The sequence below is a fragment of the Nonomuraea sp. NPDC052116 genome, assembly GCF_040680035.1.
GTDB lineage: Bacteria > Actinomycetota > Actinomycetes > Streptosporangiales > Streptosporangiaceae > Nonomuraea > Nonomuraea angiospora_A.
On record NZ_JBFAWA010000008.1, the window covers coordinates 345691 to 360684 of the forward strand.

Annotated in this window: 18 protein-coding genes; 10 read left to right on the plus strand and 8 right to left on the minus strand. The window is 71.6% G+C overall.

The annotated features are described in order from the left end of the window. The first annotated feature begins 36 nt into the window (after nt 1-36). The 3 genes from AB0L65_RS18230 (at nt 37) to AB0L65_RS18240 (ending at nt 2347) form a co-directional block, all read left to right on the plus strand. Nucleotides 37-654 carry a helix-turn-helix domain-containing protein gene (locus tag AB0L65_RS18230; protein WP_364246527.1) on the plus strand — a complete coding sequence of 206 codons (618 nt, stop codon included), beginning with the start codon at nt 37-39 and terminating at the stop codon, nt 652-654. Between the two features lie 15 nt (nt 655-669). Continuing rightward, on the plus strand, nt 670-1461 hold the full coding sequence (locus AB0L65_RS18235; protein WP_357745298.1) for a hypothetical protein: 792 nt from the start codon (nt 670-672) through the stop codon (nt 1459-1461). Nucleotides 1462-1555: 94 nt separating this feature from the next. Continuing rightward, a complete protein-coding gene (locus AB0L65_RS18240; RefSeq protein WP_364246530.1) occupies nt 1556-2347 on the plus strand; it encodes an MBL fold metallo-hydrolase in 792 nt (263 codons plus the stop codon). A gap of 7 nt (nt 2348-2354) precedes the next feature. On the opposite strand, the gene AB0L65_RS18245 is transcribed toward AB0L65_RS18240, so the two are convergent. Continuing rightward, on the minus strand, nt 2355-2810 hold the full coding sequence (locus AB0L65_RS18245; protein WP_364246533.1) for an NUDIX domain-containing protein: 456 nt from the start codon (nt 2808-2810) through the stop codon (nt 2355-2357). 10 nt (nt 2811-2820) lie between these two features. After that, the gene (locus tag AB0L65_RS18250) at nt 2821-3177 is read right to left on the minus strand and encodes an ArsR family transcriptional regulator (RefSeq protein ID WP_350731560.1); all 357 of its coding nucleotides are present in this window, start codon (nt 3175-3177) and stop codon (nt 2821-2823) included. A gap of 33 nt (nt 3178-3210) precedes the next feature. Here AB0L65_RS18250 and AB0L65_RS18255 point away from each other — a divergent pair, with 33 nt between their 5' ends. Beyond that, nucleotides 3211-4098, plus strand: a complete 888-nt coding sequence (locus AB0L65_RS18255) for a TIGR03620 family F420-dependent LLM class oxidoreductase (RefSeq protein WP_364246536.1) — start codon at nt 3211-3213, stop codon at nt 4096-4098. A 53-nt stretch (nt 4099-4151) separates the two neighbouring features. Continuing rightward, on the plus strand, nt 4152-5105 hold the full coding sequence (locus AB0L65_RS18260) for an SDR family NAD(P)-dependent oxidoreductase (protein WP_364246539.1): 954 nt from the start codon (nt 4152-4154) through the stop codon (nt 5103-5105). Here the strand turns inward: AB0L65_RS18260 and AB0L65_RS18265 are convergent. Together AB0L65_RS18265 and AB0L65_RS18270 are read right to left on the minus strand one after the other, a co-directional pair. After that, complete coding sequence (locus AB0L65_RS18265) at nt 5102-5734, minus strand: DUF47 family protein (protein WP_350731555.1); 633 nt, start codon at nt 5732-5734, stop codon at nt 5102-5104. The two genes, AB0L65_RS18260 and AB0L65_RS18265, sit on opposite strands and share 4 nt — an antisense overlap. 81 nt (nt 5735-5815) lie before the next feature. Then, entirely contained in the window at nt 5816-6766 is a 951-nt protein-coding gene (locus tag AB0L65_RS18270) for an inorganic phosphate transporter (RefSeq protein ID WP_364246542.1), read from the minus strand. A 195-nt stretch (nt 6767-6961) separates the two neighbouring features. Here AB0L65_RS18270 and purU point away from each other — a divergent pair, with 195 nt between their 5' ends. Beyond that, nucleotides 6962-7816, plus strand: coding sequence for a formyltetrahydrofolate deformylase (gene purU / locus AB0L65_RS18275; RefSeq protein ID WP_364246545.1), 855 nt, complete (start codon nt 6962-6964; stop codon nt 7814-7816). On the opposite strand, the gene AB0L65_RS18280 is transcribed toward purU, so the two are convergent. Beyond that, complete coding sequence (locus AB0L65_RS18280) at nt 7817-8794, minus strand: NADP-dependent oxidoreductase (RefSeq protein WP_364246548.1); 978 nt, start codon at nt 8792-8794, stop codon at nt 7817-7819. An 80-nt stretch (nt 8795-8874) separates the two neighbouring features. Here AB0L65_RS18280 and AB0L65_RS18285 point away from each other — a divergent pair, with 80 nt between their 5' ends. After that, entirely contained in the window at nt 8875-9468 is a 594-nt protein-coding gene (locus AB0L65_RS18285) for a helix-turn-helix domain-containing protein (RefSeq protein ID WP_364246550.1), read from the plus strand. A 111-nt stretch (nt 9469-9579) separates the two neighbouring features. Here the strand turns inward: AB0L65_RS18285 and AB0L65_RS18290 are convergent, their stop codons facing one another. Beyond that, nucleotides 9580-11637: a prolyl oligopeptidase family serine peptidase gene (locus tag AB0L65_RS18290; RefSeq protein WP_364246553.1), complete on the minus strand. Its 2058-nt coding sequence runs from the start codon at nt 11635-11637 to the stop codon at nt 9580-9582. A gap of 285 nt (nt 11638-11922) precedes the next feature. On the opposite strand from AB0L65_RS18290, the gene AB0L65_RS18295 reads away from it, so the two are divergent. From AB0L65_RS18295 to AB0L65_RS18305, 3 genes are read left to right on the plus strand one after another with little or no spacing between them, the layout of a single operon-like run. Continuing rightward, on the plus strand, nt 11923-12429 hold the full coding sequence (locus tag AB0L65_RS18295) for an HNH endonuclease (protein ID WP_350731891.1): 507 nt from the start codon (nt 11923-11925) through the stop codon (nt 12427-12429). A 47-nt stretch (nt 12430-12476) separates the two neighbouring features. After that, nucleotides 12477-13274: a GNAT family N-acetyltransferase gene (locus AB0L65_RS18300; protein ID WP_364246556.1), complete on the plus strand. Its 798-nt coding sequence runs from the start codon at nt 12477-12479 to the stop codon at nt 13272-13274. Between the two features lie 4 nt (nt 13275-13278). Continuing rightward, nucleotides 13279-13482 carry a zinc ribbon domain-containing protein gene (locus AB0L65_RS18305; RefSeq protein WP_355200186.1) on the plus strand — a complete coding sequence of 68 codons (204 nt, stop codon included), beginning with the start codon at nt 13279-13281 and terminating at the stop codon, nt 13480-13482. A gap of 6 nt (nt 13483-13488) precedes the next feature. Here AB0L65_RS18305 and AB0L65_RS18310 read toward each other — a convergent pair whose 3' ends face one another. Then, the gene (locus AB0L65_RS18310) at nt 13489-14364 is read right to left on the minus strand and encodes a serine hydrolase (protein ID WP_364246558.1); all 876 of its coding nucleotides are present in this window, start codon (nt 14362-14364) and stop codon (nt 13489-13491) included. 67 nt (nt 14365-14431) lie between these two features. Continuing rightward, nucleotides 14432-14926, minus strand: a complete 495-nt coding sequence (locus tag AB0L65_RS18315) for a WYL domain-containing protein (protein ID WP_350731538.1) — start codon at nt 14924-14926, stop codon at nt 14432-14434. Nucleotides 14927-14994 lie beyond the last annotated feature (68 nt).

The window sequence follows — 14994 nt, forward strand, 5'->3', positions numbered from 1 at the left end:
GCGATTCGCTCCGAAAATACTAATATCCTGTACGGCATGAGCACACGCGGGAGGCAGGCCGAGGCCGCGCGCAACGATCTGCGGCTGCTGCGGGCCGCGCACGAGGTGTTCACGACGCAGGGGTTCGACGCGCCGGTGTCGGCCATCGCCAAGGCGGCGGGCGTGGGCATGGGCAGCCTCTACCGCCGCTACCGCACCAAGGAGGAGCTGCTCCAGCGCCTGTGCGTGATCGCCATGGAGCGCGGGGTCGAGGCGGCCGAGGCCGGGCTGGCCGAGCCGGACCCGTGGGAGGGGCTGGCCTCCTACATCCGCGCGTGCGTGGGGTTCAGGTCGGGCGCGCTCGCACCGGTCGCCGGCACCATCGAGGTCACCGACGAGATGTGGCGCACGGCGCGCAAGGGCACCGAACTCGCCGACCGGCTGATCACCAGGGCGCGCGCGGCCGGCGTGCTCAGGGGCGACGTCACCACGCTGGACATCTCGCTGCTCATGGAGCAGTTCAGCCGCCCGGCGCCGGGCGCCGAGCATCCGCACGCCAAGGAGCGGCTGCTGACCATCGCGCTCGACGGCCTGCGCGCGCCGGGGGCGACCGAACTGCCCGGCGACCCGCCGAGCACGGAGTGGTACGAAGGCCGCTGGGGGAGCCCTCCGTAGGTCTACGGTGGGGGCGTGGGCTTCAACGACCTGCTCAAAGACCTCGATCACAGCGCCAGCGTCCAGGCGGCGGGCATCAGACGCGGCTACGGCGGGCCGCCCGCCCGCACGGTGGGCGTCACCGTGGGGCTGGCGCGGCTGCGCTGCGCCTCGCTGCTCAAGCCCCTGTACGCGTGGGTGAGCGCGGCCCACATCCCCGACGCCGAACGGTGGCGGCGGCACGCCGAGCCCGCCGTGGTCGTGTCCTCCAACGCCGACACGCTCAACCTGTGGCTGGCCGTCGGCCCCCGGGTCATCCTCGACGACCTCCGCAGCCGCACCGGCATCGCCTGGTCGCCGCCCAACGGCGACCCCTCGCGGTTCGGCTCGGTCGAGGTGGCCGCCGACGAGGTCGCGATCGCGTACGCGGTGCTCGCCCAGGCCGCCGTCGCCGGTGACCCGGTCGCGGAGACCATCCTGGGGTGGATGCGGCAGGTCAGCGCGTCGCAGGCGTTCGGGGCCCGGGAGGCGATCCGCTCGCCCGGGGCGGGGGTCAAGAGCGGCTGGTACGGCGCCCCCGACGAGACCTGCCTGCGTACGCACACCGTGGCCGTGCTGCCCCGGGGCGGCACTCGGGTGGCGGTGGCCGTGGGGATGACCGCGCTGCCGTACACCGACCTGCGGGAGCGCGAGGCTTATGTCGAGAAGGTCGGCAAGGGCGTGCCCGTGGAGCCCGATCACGAGAAGGTGGCGGGGCGGCTGCTCCGCGGGCTCCTGGTGACGACACTCGACGAACTCGGCCATTTCCGCGACGGCCCCCACGCGTGAGACCGGCTCACCCCCCGCGTCCTGGATCGCGGTGCCGCTGGAGTCGAAGACGACGATCTCCCGGAAGAGCCGTTCGATCTCGGATTGTGTGAACATGAGCACGGCCGGGATCGTTGCCAGGTTTCCTACTGCGTCTGGGGTTGGCGTGAAATTTACTGTTTTGGGCGGATGTGGGGCTTGGCCTGCGGCGGGGCAGGCGTGCAGCGGGTACGTGGTGGAGGCCGAAGGATTCCGCGTCCTCGTGGATCCCGGCTATGCCACGCTGCCGAGGCTCCTCGGGCGCATGCGGGCCGACGAGGTGGACGCGGTGCTGGTCACCCACGGCCACCCCGACCACTGCGCCGACCTCAACCCGCTGCTGCGCGCCCGTGCCCTCGCCGACATCCCTGCTCCCGCCCTGCCGGTGTACGCGCCGCCGGGCGCGCTGGACGCCGTCCTGGCGCTGGACAAGCCGCGCATGCTGGCGGGCAGCTTCGTGACGCGCGATCTGGCGCCCGGCGTGCCGTACGAGGTCGGTCCGTTCCGCCTGGACGTGTTCGACCTGCCGCACCACGTGCCCAACGCCGGCCTGCGGCTGAGCGCCGGAGGTCGCGTGATCGCCTACACCGGTGACACGGGGCCGTCCCCCGAGCTGGTGGTGCTGGCGGAGGGAGCGGACCTGCTGGTGGCCGAAGCGACCTATCCGGAACGGGTCCCCGAAGAGGACGCGCCGTACCTGTCCAGCGCCCTGGACGCGGGCCGCACCGCGGCCTCGGCGGGCGTGGCCCGCCTGCTCCTCACCCACCTGTGGCCCGACACGTCCCCGGCGCTCGCGCTGCAGGCCGCTGCGAAGTCCTATGACGGCACGCCGGCGGTCGCCGCCGAGGGCATCACGCTGGACCTGTGACGACGCCTCACCGCGCCGTGAGCCGCTCGATCACCTTCGCCAGCCCGGGCGGCTCCACGTTGCCTGGCAGCTCCTCGGCCCAGGCGTAGCCCCGGTAGGCCACTCGCTCCTCCTCGGTGAGCTCCCCGGGATCCACCGCCGGCCGCGCCTCCTCGAAGGTGGCCAGGAAGAACGGCTCGGTCTTCACGTACCGCACTCCCAGCCACGAGAAGTCGCGCTCGACCTCGACGAACCGCTCCCGCACCGCCGAGCCCGGCAGCCCGGTCTCCTCGCCCAGCTCCCGCCTGGCCGCCTCCAGGGCCGTCTCGCCGGGGTCGATCCCGCCACCGGGCGGCTCCCAGATGTCCATGCGACTGATGGGGTCGTACCAGTGCATGAGCAGCACCCTGCCGTCGCGATCCAGGCAGACGACCCGAGCCGCAGGCCGGTCGCTGATACCCGCTTGCCCCTCTATGGCACCCACCAGCCCGACGTTACTCCTGGCGCTCCTCCTCCAGCACGAGCCCCAGCAAGCCGGGGAAGCGATGATCGAACTCCTCCTGGCGCAGGCGGTTGAGCCGCCGGGCGCCTTCGTCGCGCTGCTCCAGCAGCCCCACGTTGCGTAACACCGAGAAGTGGTGGCTGAGCGTGGACTTGGCCACCGGCAGGTGGGAGAACGTGCCGCAGGCGCGCGTCCAGTCGGGGACGTCCGCCAGCTCCCGCACGATGCGGCGCCGGATCGGATCGCCCAGCGCGTCGAGGGCGGCCTGCAGCGAGACCTCGATCGGGGATGTGTGCGTCAGACCGCGCGTCCTGTTCGACTGCGATCGAACATTGTTGTAGTGTTCCATCTCGATCGAACATTCTATGCGAGGGGAGCGGCCGTGGACATCGGGCGCGTCGGAGTGTGGCATCCCAAGATCGGCACGGCCCCCGCCGAGGAGGCGCGTCGCGCGGCGGCCACGATCGAGTCACTGGGCTACGGCTCGCTCTGGGTCAACGAGGGCAAGAGCAGCAAGGAGCCGCTCGTCATGTCCGCCGTCCTGCTGGCGGCCACCCGGCGCATCGCGGTCGGCACCGGCATCGCCAATATCTGGGTGCGCGACGCCACGGCCATGGCCGCGGGCGCGGCCGCGCTGGGCGACGCCTTTCCCGACCGGTTCCTGCTGGGCATAGGGGTCAGCCATGCCCCGCTGGTCACCGGCCGCGGCCACGACTACGCCAAACCCCTGGCCGCGATGCGCACCTACCTGGAGGCCATGGGCCAGGCCGACCGGACGCTGCCCGTACCCCCGGTCCCGGCTCCCAGGGTCCTCGCCGCGCTGCGGCCCAAGATGCTGGAGCTCTCCAGGGACCTGGCGGACGGCGCCCACAGCTACTTCGTGCCGCCGGAGCACACCGCGCAGGCCCGCCGGATCCTCGGCCCGGGCTCGCTGCTGATCCCCGAGCAGGCGGTCGTCCTGGAGTCCGACCCGGCCCGCGCCCGCGAGATCGCCCGCGCCCACATGTCCTACTACCTGACGCTGCCCAACTACCTCAACAACCTGCGCACGCTGGGCTTCACGGACGACGACTTCGCCGACGGCGGCAGCAACCGCCTCGCGGACTCCATCGTGGCCTGGGGCAACGCCGACGCCATCACCAAGCGCGTGCACGCGCACCTGGACGCGGGGGCCGACCACGTCGTCATCCAGCCCCTCTCCCCGGACGTCCCGGACCTCGCCCACGCCCTGACCCAGCTGACCGACCTCGCCCGGCCCCTCGGCCTGTAACGCCCATCGGGGCGTTTGACCTCGAGTGGACTCCAACTCGTAGCGTGAGTGGCATGACAACGCCGCAACACAAGATCGGGTCGGGATTCGGGGCCAGGAGCACCGCGGACGACGTGCTCCACGGGATCGATCTCTCAGGAAAGCTGGCGATCGTCACCGGCGGCTACTCGGGCATCGGCCTGGAGACCACGCGGGCGCTCGCCCGAGCCGGAGCGCGCGTCGTGGTGCCCGCGCGCCGTCGCGAGGCCGCCGAGGAAGCGGTCGGGGGCATCGGCGGGGTCGAGGTGGACGAGCTCGACCTCGCCGATCTGGAGAGCGTACGGCAGTTCGCCGAGCGCTTCCTGGCCACCGGCCGCAGCGTCGAGATCGTCATCGACAGCGCCGGGATCATGGCCTGCCCGGAGACGAGGGTGGGCCCCGGGTGGGAGGCGCAGTTCGCCACGAACCACCTGGGCCACTACGCGCTCGTCAACCGCCTCTGGCCGGCCGTCGCCCAGGGCAGGGGACGGGTCGTGTCCGTTTCGTCGGCCGGGCACCGGCATGCGGGCATCCGGTGGGACGACGTCCAGTTCGAGCGGGGCTACGACAAGTGGCAGGCCTACGGGCAGGCGAAGACCGCCAACGTCCTGTTCGCCGTCCAGCTCGACGCGCTCGGCCGGGACGCGGGGGTGCGGGCGTTCGCGCTGCACCCGGGCGCCATCCTCACGCCGCTGCAGCGCCACCTCCGCAAGGAGGAGATGGTCGCCGCGGGGTGGATCGACGAGGAGGGCAACGCCCTGGACCCCACGTTCAAGACCCCCGAGCAGGGCGCGGCCACCCAGGTGTGGGCGGCCACCTCGCCGCAGCTGGCGGGCATGGGCGGCGTCTACTGCGAGGACTGCGACATCGCCGAGCCGACCACGGAGGCCGTCGGGCCCGGGGTGCGCGACTATGCGATCGACCCGGAGCAGGCCGCCCGGCTGTGGGCGCTGTCCGCCGAGCTGACCGGGGTCAACGCCTTCGGCTAGCGCTTCATGGCGCCGTCGGCGATGGCGTCCGCGGCATCGCCGATGGCGACTCCGACGATCTCGAGGCGGCGTACCAGCTCCCGCCTCTTCAGCGCCTCCGCGGTCACCTCGCCCGAGAAGATGCGCGAGATCTCGTACTGGTACATCCGCCGGATCGACCCGCCCACCTTCTTCGCCTCCAGCGCGTCCTGGACCACGGCGGAAGGGCGGGAGGCGAGGTCGCGGACCGCGTTCTCCAGCGCTTCGATGCCGACGATGACCTGGTCGAGCAGGGGAGTGAAGCGGATCTGGTCAGGGACCCGGTAGAGGTGGGACTCGCGGACGAAGTCCCGCAAGGAGTCCAGCACGTCGTCGATGGCGCGGGACAGCCGGAACAGGTCCTCCGGGTCGATCGGGGTGACCAGGGCCGTTTTGAGCTCCTCGACGAGGCAGGCGCGTTCCTCGTCGCCGATGTGCTCGATCGAGCGCATCTGCTCGTGCGCGCCCGTCCTGCCCACCTCGCCCCCGATCATGGCCATCGCCAGCCACGCGCCTTCCTTGGTGGCCCGGAGCTGGCCGAGCAGGGCCTCCGTGAGCGCGCTGTCCATGCGGCCGGTCATGAGGTTGCGGATCCGCCGCAGCCGCTTCATGGTCCGGCCGCCTTCGCGGAGCCGGGGCGGCACGTCATGGGCGGAGCCGCCCTCGAAGAGTGCTGCACGTTCGCCGTCCCTTCATGAGAGTTCAACCCTCGCGATCGCCTTCACCAGTGCCGCCAGCCCCGCGCCCAGCAGGGCGCCGGCCGGCAGCGTCAGGAGCCAGGCCGCGACGATCTTGCCGGTGGCGTACCAGCGGACGCGGCCGCCGCCCCGTGCCACGCCCGCGCCGATGAGCCCGCCGGCGATGGCCTGGGTCATGCTCACCGGCATGCCCACGGCCGCGCAGGCGATCACCGCCGTGCCCGCGGCCAGCTCGGCCGCGACTCCGTGCGGGGGCCGGGAGGCGATGAGCTCGCGGCCCAGCGTGCGGCCCGCCTTGGGGAGGCCGTACATGGTGCCGAGTCCGAAGAGGACGGCCACCAGCGACGTGTACGGGAGCGGCGCGCCCGAGAAGCCGAACATGATCATGAACACGGCCAGCATCTTCTGCCCGTCGTTGGCGGCGTAGGCGAGGCTCTGCAGGAGGAACCCCACCTGGTGCCAGCGCCGCAGCCCGCGGGCCGTGATCGTGATCAGGAGCACCCGGACGAGCATCCAGCCCAGCAGCCCGCCTGCGAAGGGCGCCGCCACCCCGAACGCCAGCACCAGCAGCACCGAGCTCGGCGACACCGGCAGCCCCCAGCCCAGCCCCGCGCCGGTGAGCCCGCCCACGACGGCGAGCGTGAGGCTGGTCGGCAGGCCCTTCATGCTGAGCGCGGTGACCACGGCCAGCGCCGAGATCACCGCGACGGTCATCGCGATCCTGCCGCCCGGCGCGTGGAACGAGGCCAGCCTGGTCGTGAACGTCACCGCCACCTGATGCGTGACCAGCGGGACCGCCGCCGTCAGCACCACGAGCACGAGGATGCCGGTGGCCGGGCGCACCGAGGGCAGCTTGAGCCCGGTGGCGAGGAGGGCGCCCCCGTCGTTGACCCCGGACACGACGGCGAAGAGGCCGGCGACCACGATCAGTACGGCGACGTCCAAGGACCGCGCTCCATCCCAAGCCGCGAGACAACCCGGGGTTGCCCCTCCCGAATCCGCGTTCCCCCCTGACTACCCGGGATCGCATGGATGATGGACGATCGGACGCGTAACGTGTGTCGGGTACTCTCTGTGATGGTCACCGGCCAGGATCAGCCCTGTGGTGACCGCAGATCCCACGCCCGCGAGAGTGAAGGCATGACCAGCCCCGCCGAATACATCCTGACGCTGTCCTGCCCCGACCGGCCCGGTGTGGTGGCCGCCGTCTCCGGCCTGCTGGCCCGGCACGGATGCAACATCATCGAGAGCCAGCAGTTCGGCGACCGGGCCGGGCAGCGCTTCTTCATGCGTGTCCAGTTCGCGGGGCCGTTGGGCGAGGACGAGCTCAACGGCGCCTTCGCGGCGCTCGCGCCGGACTTCGCCATGGAGTTCAAGGTGCGCGACGTGGCCAGGAAGCCGCGCGTGCTGATCATGGTCAGCAAGTTCGACCACTGCCTGAACGACCTGCTCTACCGCGTCAGGTCCAAGGCCCTGGACATCGAGATCGTCGCGGTCGTCTCCAACCATCCCGACCTGCGGCCGCTCACCCAGTCCAACGGGATCGACTACCACCACCTGCCGGTCACCCCCGAGACCAAGGCGAGGCAGGAGTCCGAGGTGCTGGCGCTGGTGGAGCACTACCAGGCGGACCTGGTGGTGCTGGCCCGCTACATGCAGGTGCTTTCGGGCGAGCTGTGCGAGAAGCTGGCCGGGCGGGCGATCAACATCCACCACTCGTTCCTGCCGTCGTTCAAGGGCGCCAAGCCGTACCACCAGGCCCACAACCGCGGCGTCAAGCTGATCGGCGCCACGGCCCACTACGTGACCTCCGACCTGGACGAGGGGCCGATCATCGAGCAGGAGGTGGCCCGGGTCAACCACAGCCACTCTCCGGAGGACCTCGTGGCGATCGGCCGCGACGTGGAGTGCCTGGCCCTGGCCCGGGCGGTCAAGTGGCACGCCGAGCAGCGGGTCCTGCTGGACGGGCACAAGACGATCGTCTTCCCTCGCTAGCTACCCGGTGACCACCAGCTTGCCCCGCACGTGCTCGTGGACCAGATCCCGGTACGCCCGCGCCGCCTCGGCCAGCGGGTAGCGGCGGCTGACGGTGGAAGGCAGCGTGCCTTTCACCGCGAGCGCGGCCACCTCGTCCAGATCGCCGGGACGGGCGTGGGTGTAGACGGTCTTGAAGCCGGTGGACGGGTCGGGGCTGGGGAAGGCGACGGTCAGCAGCGGGCCTCCCGGACGGACGACCCGCGCAGGCTCGGCCAGGGCCGGGCCGGGGAGCACCAGGTTGACCAGGGCGTCGACGCCGCCGGGGTGGCGGCGCAGGGTCTCGGCGGCGGTGTCCGCGGAGCTGTGGTCGATCGTCTCCGCGGCTCCCAGGCCGCGTACGTAGCTCTCGTCCGGCGGGATCGCGGTGGCAATTACGTGTACGCCCTGGGCCGCCAGTAGCGGCACGACGGCTCCGCCCACCCCGCCGGCGGCCCCGACGACCAGCGCCTTCGCGCCGGGCGCGAAGTTCCCCGCGCGGAGCAGCGGAAGGGCGGTCAGGGCGGCGATGGGCAGGGCGGCGGCGTGCTCGACGGGAAGGCCGGCCGGCCGGTGCGCGAGAGCGGGCGTGTCGGCGTCGAAGATCGCGTACTCGGCCATCGTGCCGGTCGTGAACGACGGCGGCGAGGACGTCAGGCTCGCCATGCTCCCGGCGGCCCGCGCCAGGCCGAGCCCGAATATTTCATCGCCCGTGGAGAATCGGGCCACGCCCGGCCCGACGGCCGTGACCGTCCCGGCGAAGTCGCTGCCGAGGACGTGCGGGAACTCCAGCGGGGCCATCTCTCTGAACGCCCCGCTCACGAGCCGGACGTCGGCGGGGTTGAGCCCGGCGGCCGCGACGCGGACCTGGATCTGGCCGGGGCCCGGCAGCGGGACGGGTACGTCCACCACCTCCAGGACCTCCACCCCGCCGTAGCCCTTCGCCACCAGTGCCTTCATGGGAACCTCCAACTAAACGGACCGATCGGTCAGGTTGAGCATAATATGACCGCGCGGTCCGGTTACGGTAGGGTTCTGATGTGGCGAATGTGCGGGCGGACGCGGTGCGTAACAGGCGGTTGCTGCTCGACGCGGCGGCGGCCGAGTTCGCCGAGCACGGCACGGAGGTCTCGATCGCCCGCATCGCGGCGCGGGCGGGGATCGGCAAGGGCACCGTGTTCCGGCACTTCGCCACCAAGGAGCAGCTCATGGCCGCGATCTTCAGCGACCAGCTGGAGTCGCTGGTGGCCAGGGGAGAGGCGCTGCGCGAGGGGGCGGACTCCGGGGCGGCGCTGCTGGAGTTCATGGCCGCCGGGGTCGAGCTGCGCTCGTTCTGCCAGGCGTTCACCCCGGCCATGCGCGAGGATCCGCAGATCAGGGCCGCGAGCGATCGGCTGGTGGCGGTCGCCAGGTCGCTCACGGACCGGGCCTGCCGTGACGGGTTCGTACGGGACGACGTCACGGGGCACGACGTCGTGCTGCTGATCAATGCCGCCTGCCAGGCGGTGGCCCCGCTGGGCGACGCGGTTCCGGGGCTCTGGCGGCGCTACCTGAGCATGATCTTCGACGGCCTGCGCCCCGAGGCCGCCCATCCGCTGCCCGTCCCGGCCCCCGATTCCCTGACCCCCGGCTGAGGCCGCCCGGCGCTCGCGGCAGGCGTCACGCAGGGCCGTCACGCAGGGCCGCGGCACGGCGCTGGGGTGGCCTCGACCCTGGCCGGCCCCAGCGCGCTCATGCCGTCGAGGCTACAGACCGGTGTGCCGGGCGAGGAAGGTGAGCGTGTCGGCCGACAGATCGACCGACCTGCTCACCGACCGGGCGCCGTGCCCGACCTCGGTCTCGTTGCGCAGCAGCACCGGGCGGTCGCCGGTCGAGGAGTGCTGCAGCGCCGCGCACAGCTTCCACGCGTGCAGCGGGTGCACCCGCGTGTCGGACTGGAAGACGGTGAAGAGCGTGGCGGGGTAGTTCACCGACTCCTGGACGTGGTGGTAGGGCGAGTAGCCCAGCAGCCAGCCGAACTGCTCGGGGTCCTCGACGGTGCCGTACTCGACGTTCCAGGTGGCGCCGAGCCCGAACTGTTCGTACCTGACCATGTCGAGCAGCGGCGCCGAGCAGGCCACGGCCGCGTACAGCTCCGGCCGCTGCGTCAGCGCGGCGCCCACCAGCAGGCCGCCGTTGGAGCCGCCGGAGATGCCGAGCTGCTCGGGCGTGGTCACGCCGGTGGCGATGAGGTGCTCGGCCGCCGCGTGGAAGTCGTCGAACACGTTCTGCTTGTTGCCGAGCATGCCCGCGCGGTGCCACTCCTCACCCTCCTCGCCGCCGCCGCGCAGGTTGGCGATGGCGTAGACCCCGCCGGCCTCAACCCAGGTCAGGACCGACGCCGAGTAGCCGGGGGTCATCGACAGGCCGAAGCCGCCGTAGCCGTACAGGATGGTGGGGCGCGGTCCGGGCGTGTCGTCGGCGGGGGAGATGATCAGCATGCGGACGTCGGTGCCGTCCTTGGACTGGTACACGACCTGCGAGGTGCGCACCGGGGGCACCTCGACCGCGCCCGGGGAGGCGGCCCAGAGCGTGGTCTCGCCGGTCCTGGCGTCGTAGCGCTGGACGGAGGGCGGCCTGGTGTTGTCCGTGTAGCCGAACCACGCCTCGTAGCCGCCCTCGGGGCGCTCGGAGAGGCTTCCGACGGAGCCGAGCCCCGGCGTGGGCACCTCGCCGACGCGCTCGCCGGTCTCCAGGTCGTGGACGGTGATCTCGCTGATCGCGTGGCGGGTCCAGCCCACCAGGATGACCGGGCGCTCCAGGTCGTCGAGGATCGCGAAGTCGTTCAGCACCGCCTCGGGGTCCTCGGGGATGAGGTCGCGCCAGGTCTCGAAGCCCGGCTCGGCCGGGTCGGCGACGCACACCCGGGCCCTGGGCGCGTCGCGGTCGGTGTGGACGTAGAGCCTGCCGTCGCGGCCGAACACCAGCCCCGCCTGCGCGTCCACGCCCTCCTGCACGACCCGCAGGTCCGGCCGGTCGGCCGGGGACGCGGCCAGGTCGGCCACCCAGAGGTCGTTGCGCGGCGCGGTGCCCTCGTGCGCCGAGACCTGCAGCCAGCGGCCGTCACGCGAGACCGAGACGCCGTAGTAGTTGGTCATCTTCAGCCCCTGGCCGAAGATCATCACGTCGTCCTCGGTGGAGGTGCCGACGCGGTGCAGGTAGACGCGGCGGTGGAACTGGGTCTCGTTCTCCGGGACCTCGGTGCTGGGCAGCCTGCGGACGTAGAAGTACGCCTCCCCGCCGGGCAGCCACGCGATGGGGGAGTAGCGGCAGCGGTCGATCGGCCCCTCGACGCGCTCGCCCGTGGTGACGTCCATGACGTAGAGGATCGACTCCTCGTTGCCGCCCACGGAGATCTGGTACGCCAGCAGCCGCCCCTCCTTGTCGGGCTGCACGGCGTCGAGCGTGGTCAACCCCGACGGGTCGATCTCCATCGGGTCGATCAGCGCCCGTTCGGTCCCGTCGGGCTCGACGACGTAGTAGACGGCGTGCTCCTGGTCGGGCGTGCGGCGGCTGAAGAAGTGGCGGCCACCGCGCCACGCCGGCGCGCCGACCGAGCCGGACCTGAGCAGCTCGGCGATGCGGCTCTTGAACCGCTGCGGCCCGCTGCCCCTGCTGAACAGCTCGGCCTGCTCCAGCAGCCACCCCTTCGTCTCGGGACTGTCGGGATCCTCCAGCCATCGATAAGGATCCGGCACGGGCGTGCCGTGCAGGGTGTCGACGGTGTCTTCGCGGCGTGCGGTCGGGTACGGCTCCAGCTTCATGCTGGGAACCCTACTGCCAATGGACATGCGTAAAGCGCTGGTGAAGCGGGCATAAAACGTAACGTGTGTCCCTCTGGTCCATTCCGGTTGGAGGATATTTGGGGTGGCGGGGACCGGGGTGCAAACGCCAGACTTGGTGACAGGACGGTGCCGTGGTGACCATCCGCTGGACCGTCCGGCGGAGGTCCACGTGACGGAAGCACAAGTGCCCCAGGAGGGGCCGACAGTCGGGACATGCCACGGCATGTCCCCTTTGATACGCGCGCAGCAGGGAGAGGCCCCATGATGCGCCAGGTCCTGCTGCTTAATGCCACCTACGAACCGCTGACCACCCTTTCCCTGCACCGGGCCGTCGTGCTGGTGCTGCGGGAGAAGGCCGACGTCGTCCACCGTGACGGCAGGGGCGCGGTGCTGCGCTCCGCCAGCCACACGCTCGACGTCCCCTCGGTGATCAGGTTGAGAAGATATGTCCGCATCCCCTACCGGTCCCGCATCCCGCTGACCAGGGCCGCCCTCATGAGGCGCGACGACTACCGCTGCGCCTACTGCGGGCAGCGGGCCGAGACCATCGACCACGTCATCCCGCGGTCCCGGGGCGGCACCCACACCTGGGAAAACTGTGTCGCCTCCTGCACCACGTGCAACCACAGGAAGGCCGACAAGTACCTGGAGGAGCTCGGGTGGACGCTGCGCTTCAGCCCCGCGGTGCCACGGGGCGCTCACTGGAGGCTCATCGGCGCGTCGCTGATCGGAGACCCCCAATGGGCGCCTTACCTCGAGGCCGCGGCCTGAGATATCGCTTTGTAAGGGGTGGCCACCGCCTGACACCATGAGCAGGCATGTGGACCTTCACCTCAGATGTTGAGGAGTACGCCGCGGTCGCCGAGCCCTTCCTGCTCGGCGACCCGGTGCGCAACACGGTCGCGTTGACCGTCCTCGCCAACCTGCGCGCCGGCATGCCCGCGAAGGGTCCCCGGTTCGGCTGGTGGACGGTCGATGGCGAGGTTCGCGGCGCGGTCTTCCACACCCCGCCGCACCCGGTCGGGCTCGCCGACATGCCCCTGGAGGCCGTCGAGCCGCTCCTGGCCGACCTCGGCGACCCCGCCGAGGTCGTGGGCAGGGTGGAGCTGACCTCCGAGGTCAAGCGGCTGCTGGGGGCGCCTGGGCGGCTGGTGCCCGAGCGGCTCTACCGCTTGGGGGCACTCGCCGTCCCCGGCACGCCCGGGCGCGGCAGGCTCGCCGCCCCCGCCGACTTCCCGCTGCTGGTCAGCTGGTACCAGGCGTTCGCCGAAGAGGTGCGGATGGGCATGGGCGACGACGTGGTCGAGTCGGTCGCGCGGCGGCTGGCGGCCCGCGAGCTGTTCGTGTGGGAGGCGGGTGAGGCGCCGGTCTCGCTGGCCGCGCTCTCCCCGGCGGTCGGCGGGGTCTGCCGCATCGGGCCCGTCTACACGCCGCCCTCGTGCCGCAGGAACGGCTACGGCGCCGCGGTCACCGCGTACGCCAGCCAGGTCGGCCTGGCCGAGCGCTGCGACCAGGTGGTGCTCTTCACCGACCTGGGCAACCCGACGAGCAACGCCATCTACCGGTCGATCGGGTACGTGCCCGTGTCCGACTTCGAGCACATGACCTACGCTTAGGGTCATGCCGCGTTACGACTTCCGCTGCCGCGCCTGCGGCTCCACGTTCGAGGTCTCCCGTCCCATGTCGGCCTCCGACGACCCGGCCACCTGCCCCGACGGCCACGACGACACGGTGAAGCTGCTGTCCACGGTGTCCATGACGGGCGGCGCGGCCGCTCCGAAGGCGAGCGGGGGCGGCTGCTGCGGCGGAGGGTGCTGCTCGTAAGACGGCCTAGAACACCTGGGCGGCGGTGAAGGTCGCCTGCGAACGCGTCAGCTCCTCCACCGCCAGCTTGGCGAGCCGCTCGACTGTGGCGATCCCCGTCTCCATGGTCGGGCTGCGCTCCGACAGCACCGCGATAAGCACGTCGTGCCCGTCCACGCCGAGCCGGCCCACGCTGTTGATCGTCCACAGCCCGTCGTGCGCGTCCACGGGCAGCCAGCCGTTCTTGAGCGCCACGTCGCCCCCGGCCGAGCTGACCCCCCATGCCTGCGACGGCTCCACGGACGACATGAGCTTCAGCGCGTAGCGCCGGTCGGAGGCCGGCAGCGGCCCCGCGGGGTCCGTGAGCCACTCCAGCACCTTGACCTGGTCGGACGGCCGGCTGCGGGTCGTTCCCCAGTACAGCCCGGGCCCCGGCCACGTCTGCTCGACGCCGAGCCGGCGCAGGACCCTGGTGAGCCCCTTCTGGCCGCCGACCGTCAGGTAGAGCTCGTGCGCGCAGTCGTTGTCGCTCTCGCGGATCATCTTGGAGGTCAGCGTGCGCTCGTACGCGCTCAGCTCGCCCTCCTTGCCCAGCAGGAACGCCAGTAGGATGTCCATCTTCGCCACGCTGGCCAGCACGAACGGCGTGCGCTCGCGGTAGGAGTACCTGGCGCCGGTCGTGCGGTCGTAGAGGGCCAGCGCCGCGCGCCCGGGGCGTTCGCGCAGGTACTGGTCCAGCGTGCGGTCGAGAGCGCGCCGCGCGGCAACTGGCAGCACGCTCTCGACGACCACCCCGCCCGGCTGCCCGAAGGAGGCGGCCTGAGGCGGGACGACGGTTGACGGGTTTGCACAGCCGGCCACGGCCAGCAGGGCAACGACGAGCGAGATCCCCCGAACGCGCATGTGCGGGAGCCTGCCAGCCGCCACCCCAAAGGCCGGGGGCGCGGAAGGTCAAACGCCGGTCAGTTTCCTAGGCGGCCCTGGGGCGCTTGCGGCGCTGGAACGGGAGGAACCGGTCGGCCAGGTGCGGACGGGACGGCGTGAGCGTGGGCTCGACCGCGATGATCCGGTCGAACCGGAACGCCCTGATCCCCCGGCGCATCCTGCACACGCCGACCAGATACCAGTATTCGCGGTGGACCAGGCACGTCACCGGCTCGACGTCGCGCGAGGTGATGATGCCGGAGGCGTCGCGGTAGTGGAGGCGGATCATGAGACGGCTGGTGATGGCGTCCGCCATGAGCCTGGCTCTGGAGGCGACCTCGACGGGCAGCGGCTCGGTCAGAGTCGTGAGCGTGGTGGCGATGACGTCGTCGTCGAGCTCCAGGTGCTCGAGTGCGTGTTGCAGGCCACGTCGTGCGGTGACGGCCTGCGGGCCCGATCCGAGGTGAGCGAGGGAGAGGGCGAGGGCGGCGATCTCGGCGGTCGTCAGCGGGCGAGTATCGTGCTTCACGACTGTCGTCATACCCCAATATTAGAGACGACGACCGACATTTTTCGAAAACCTGTGCGGCAGGCAAGCTCCTTGTCACC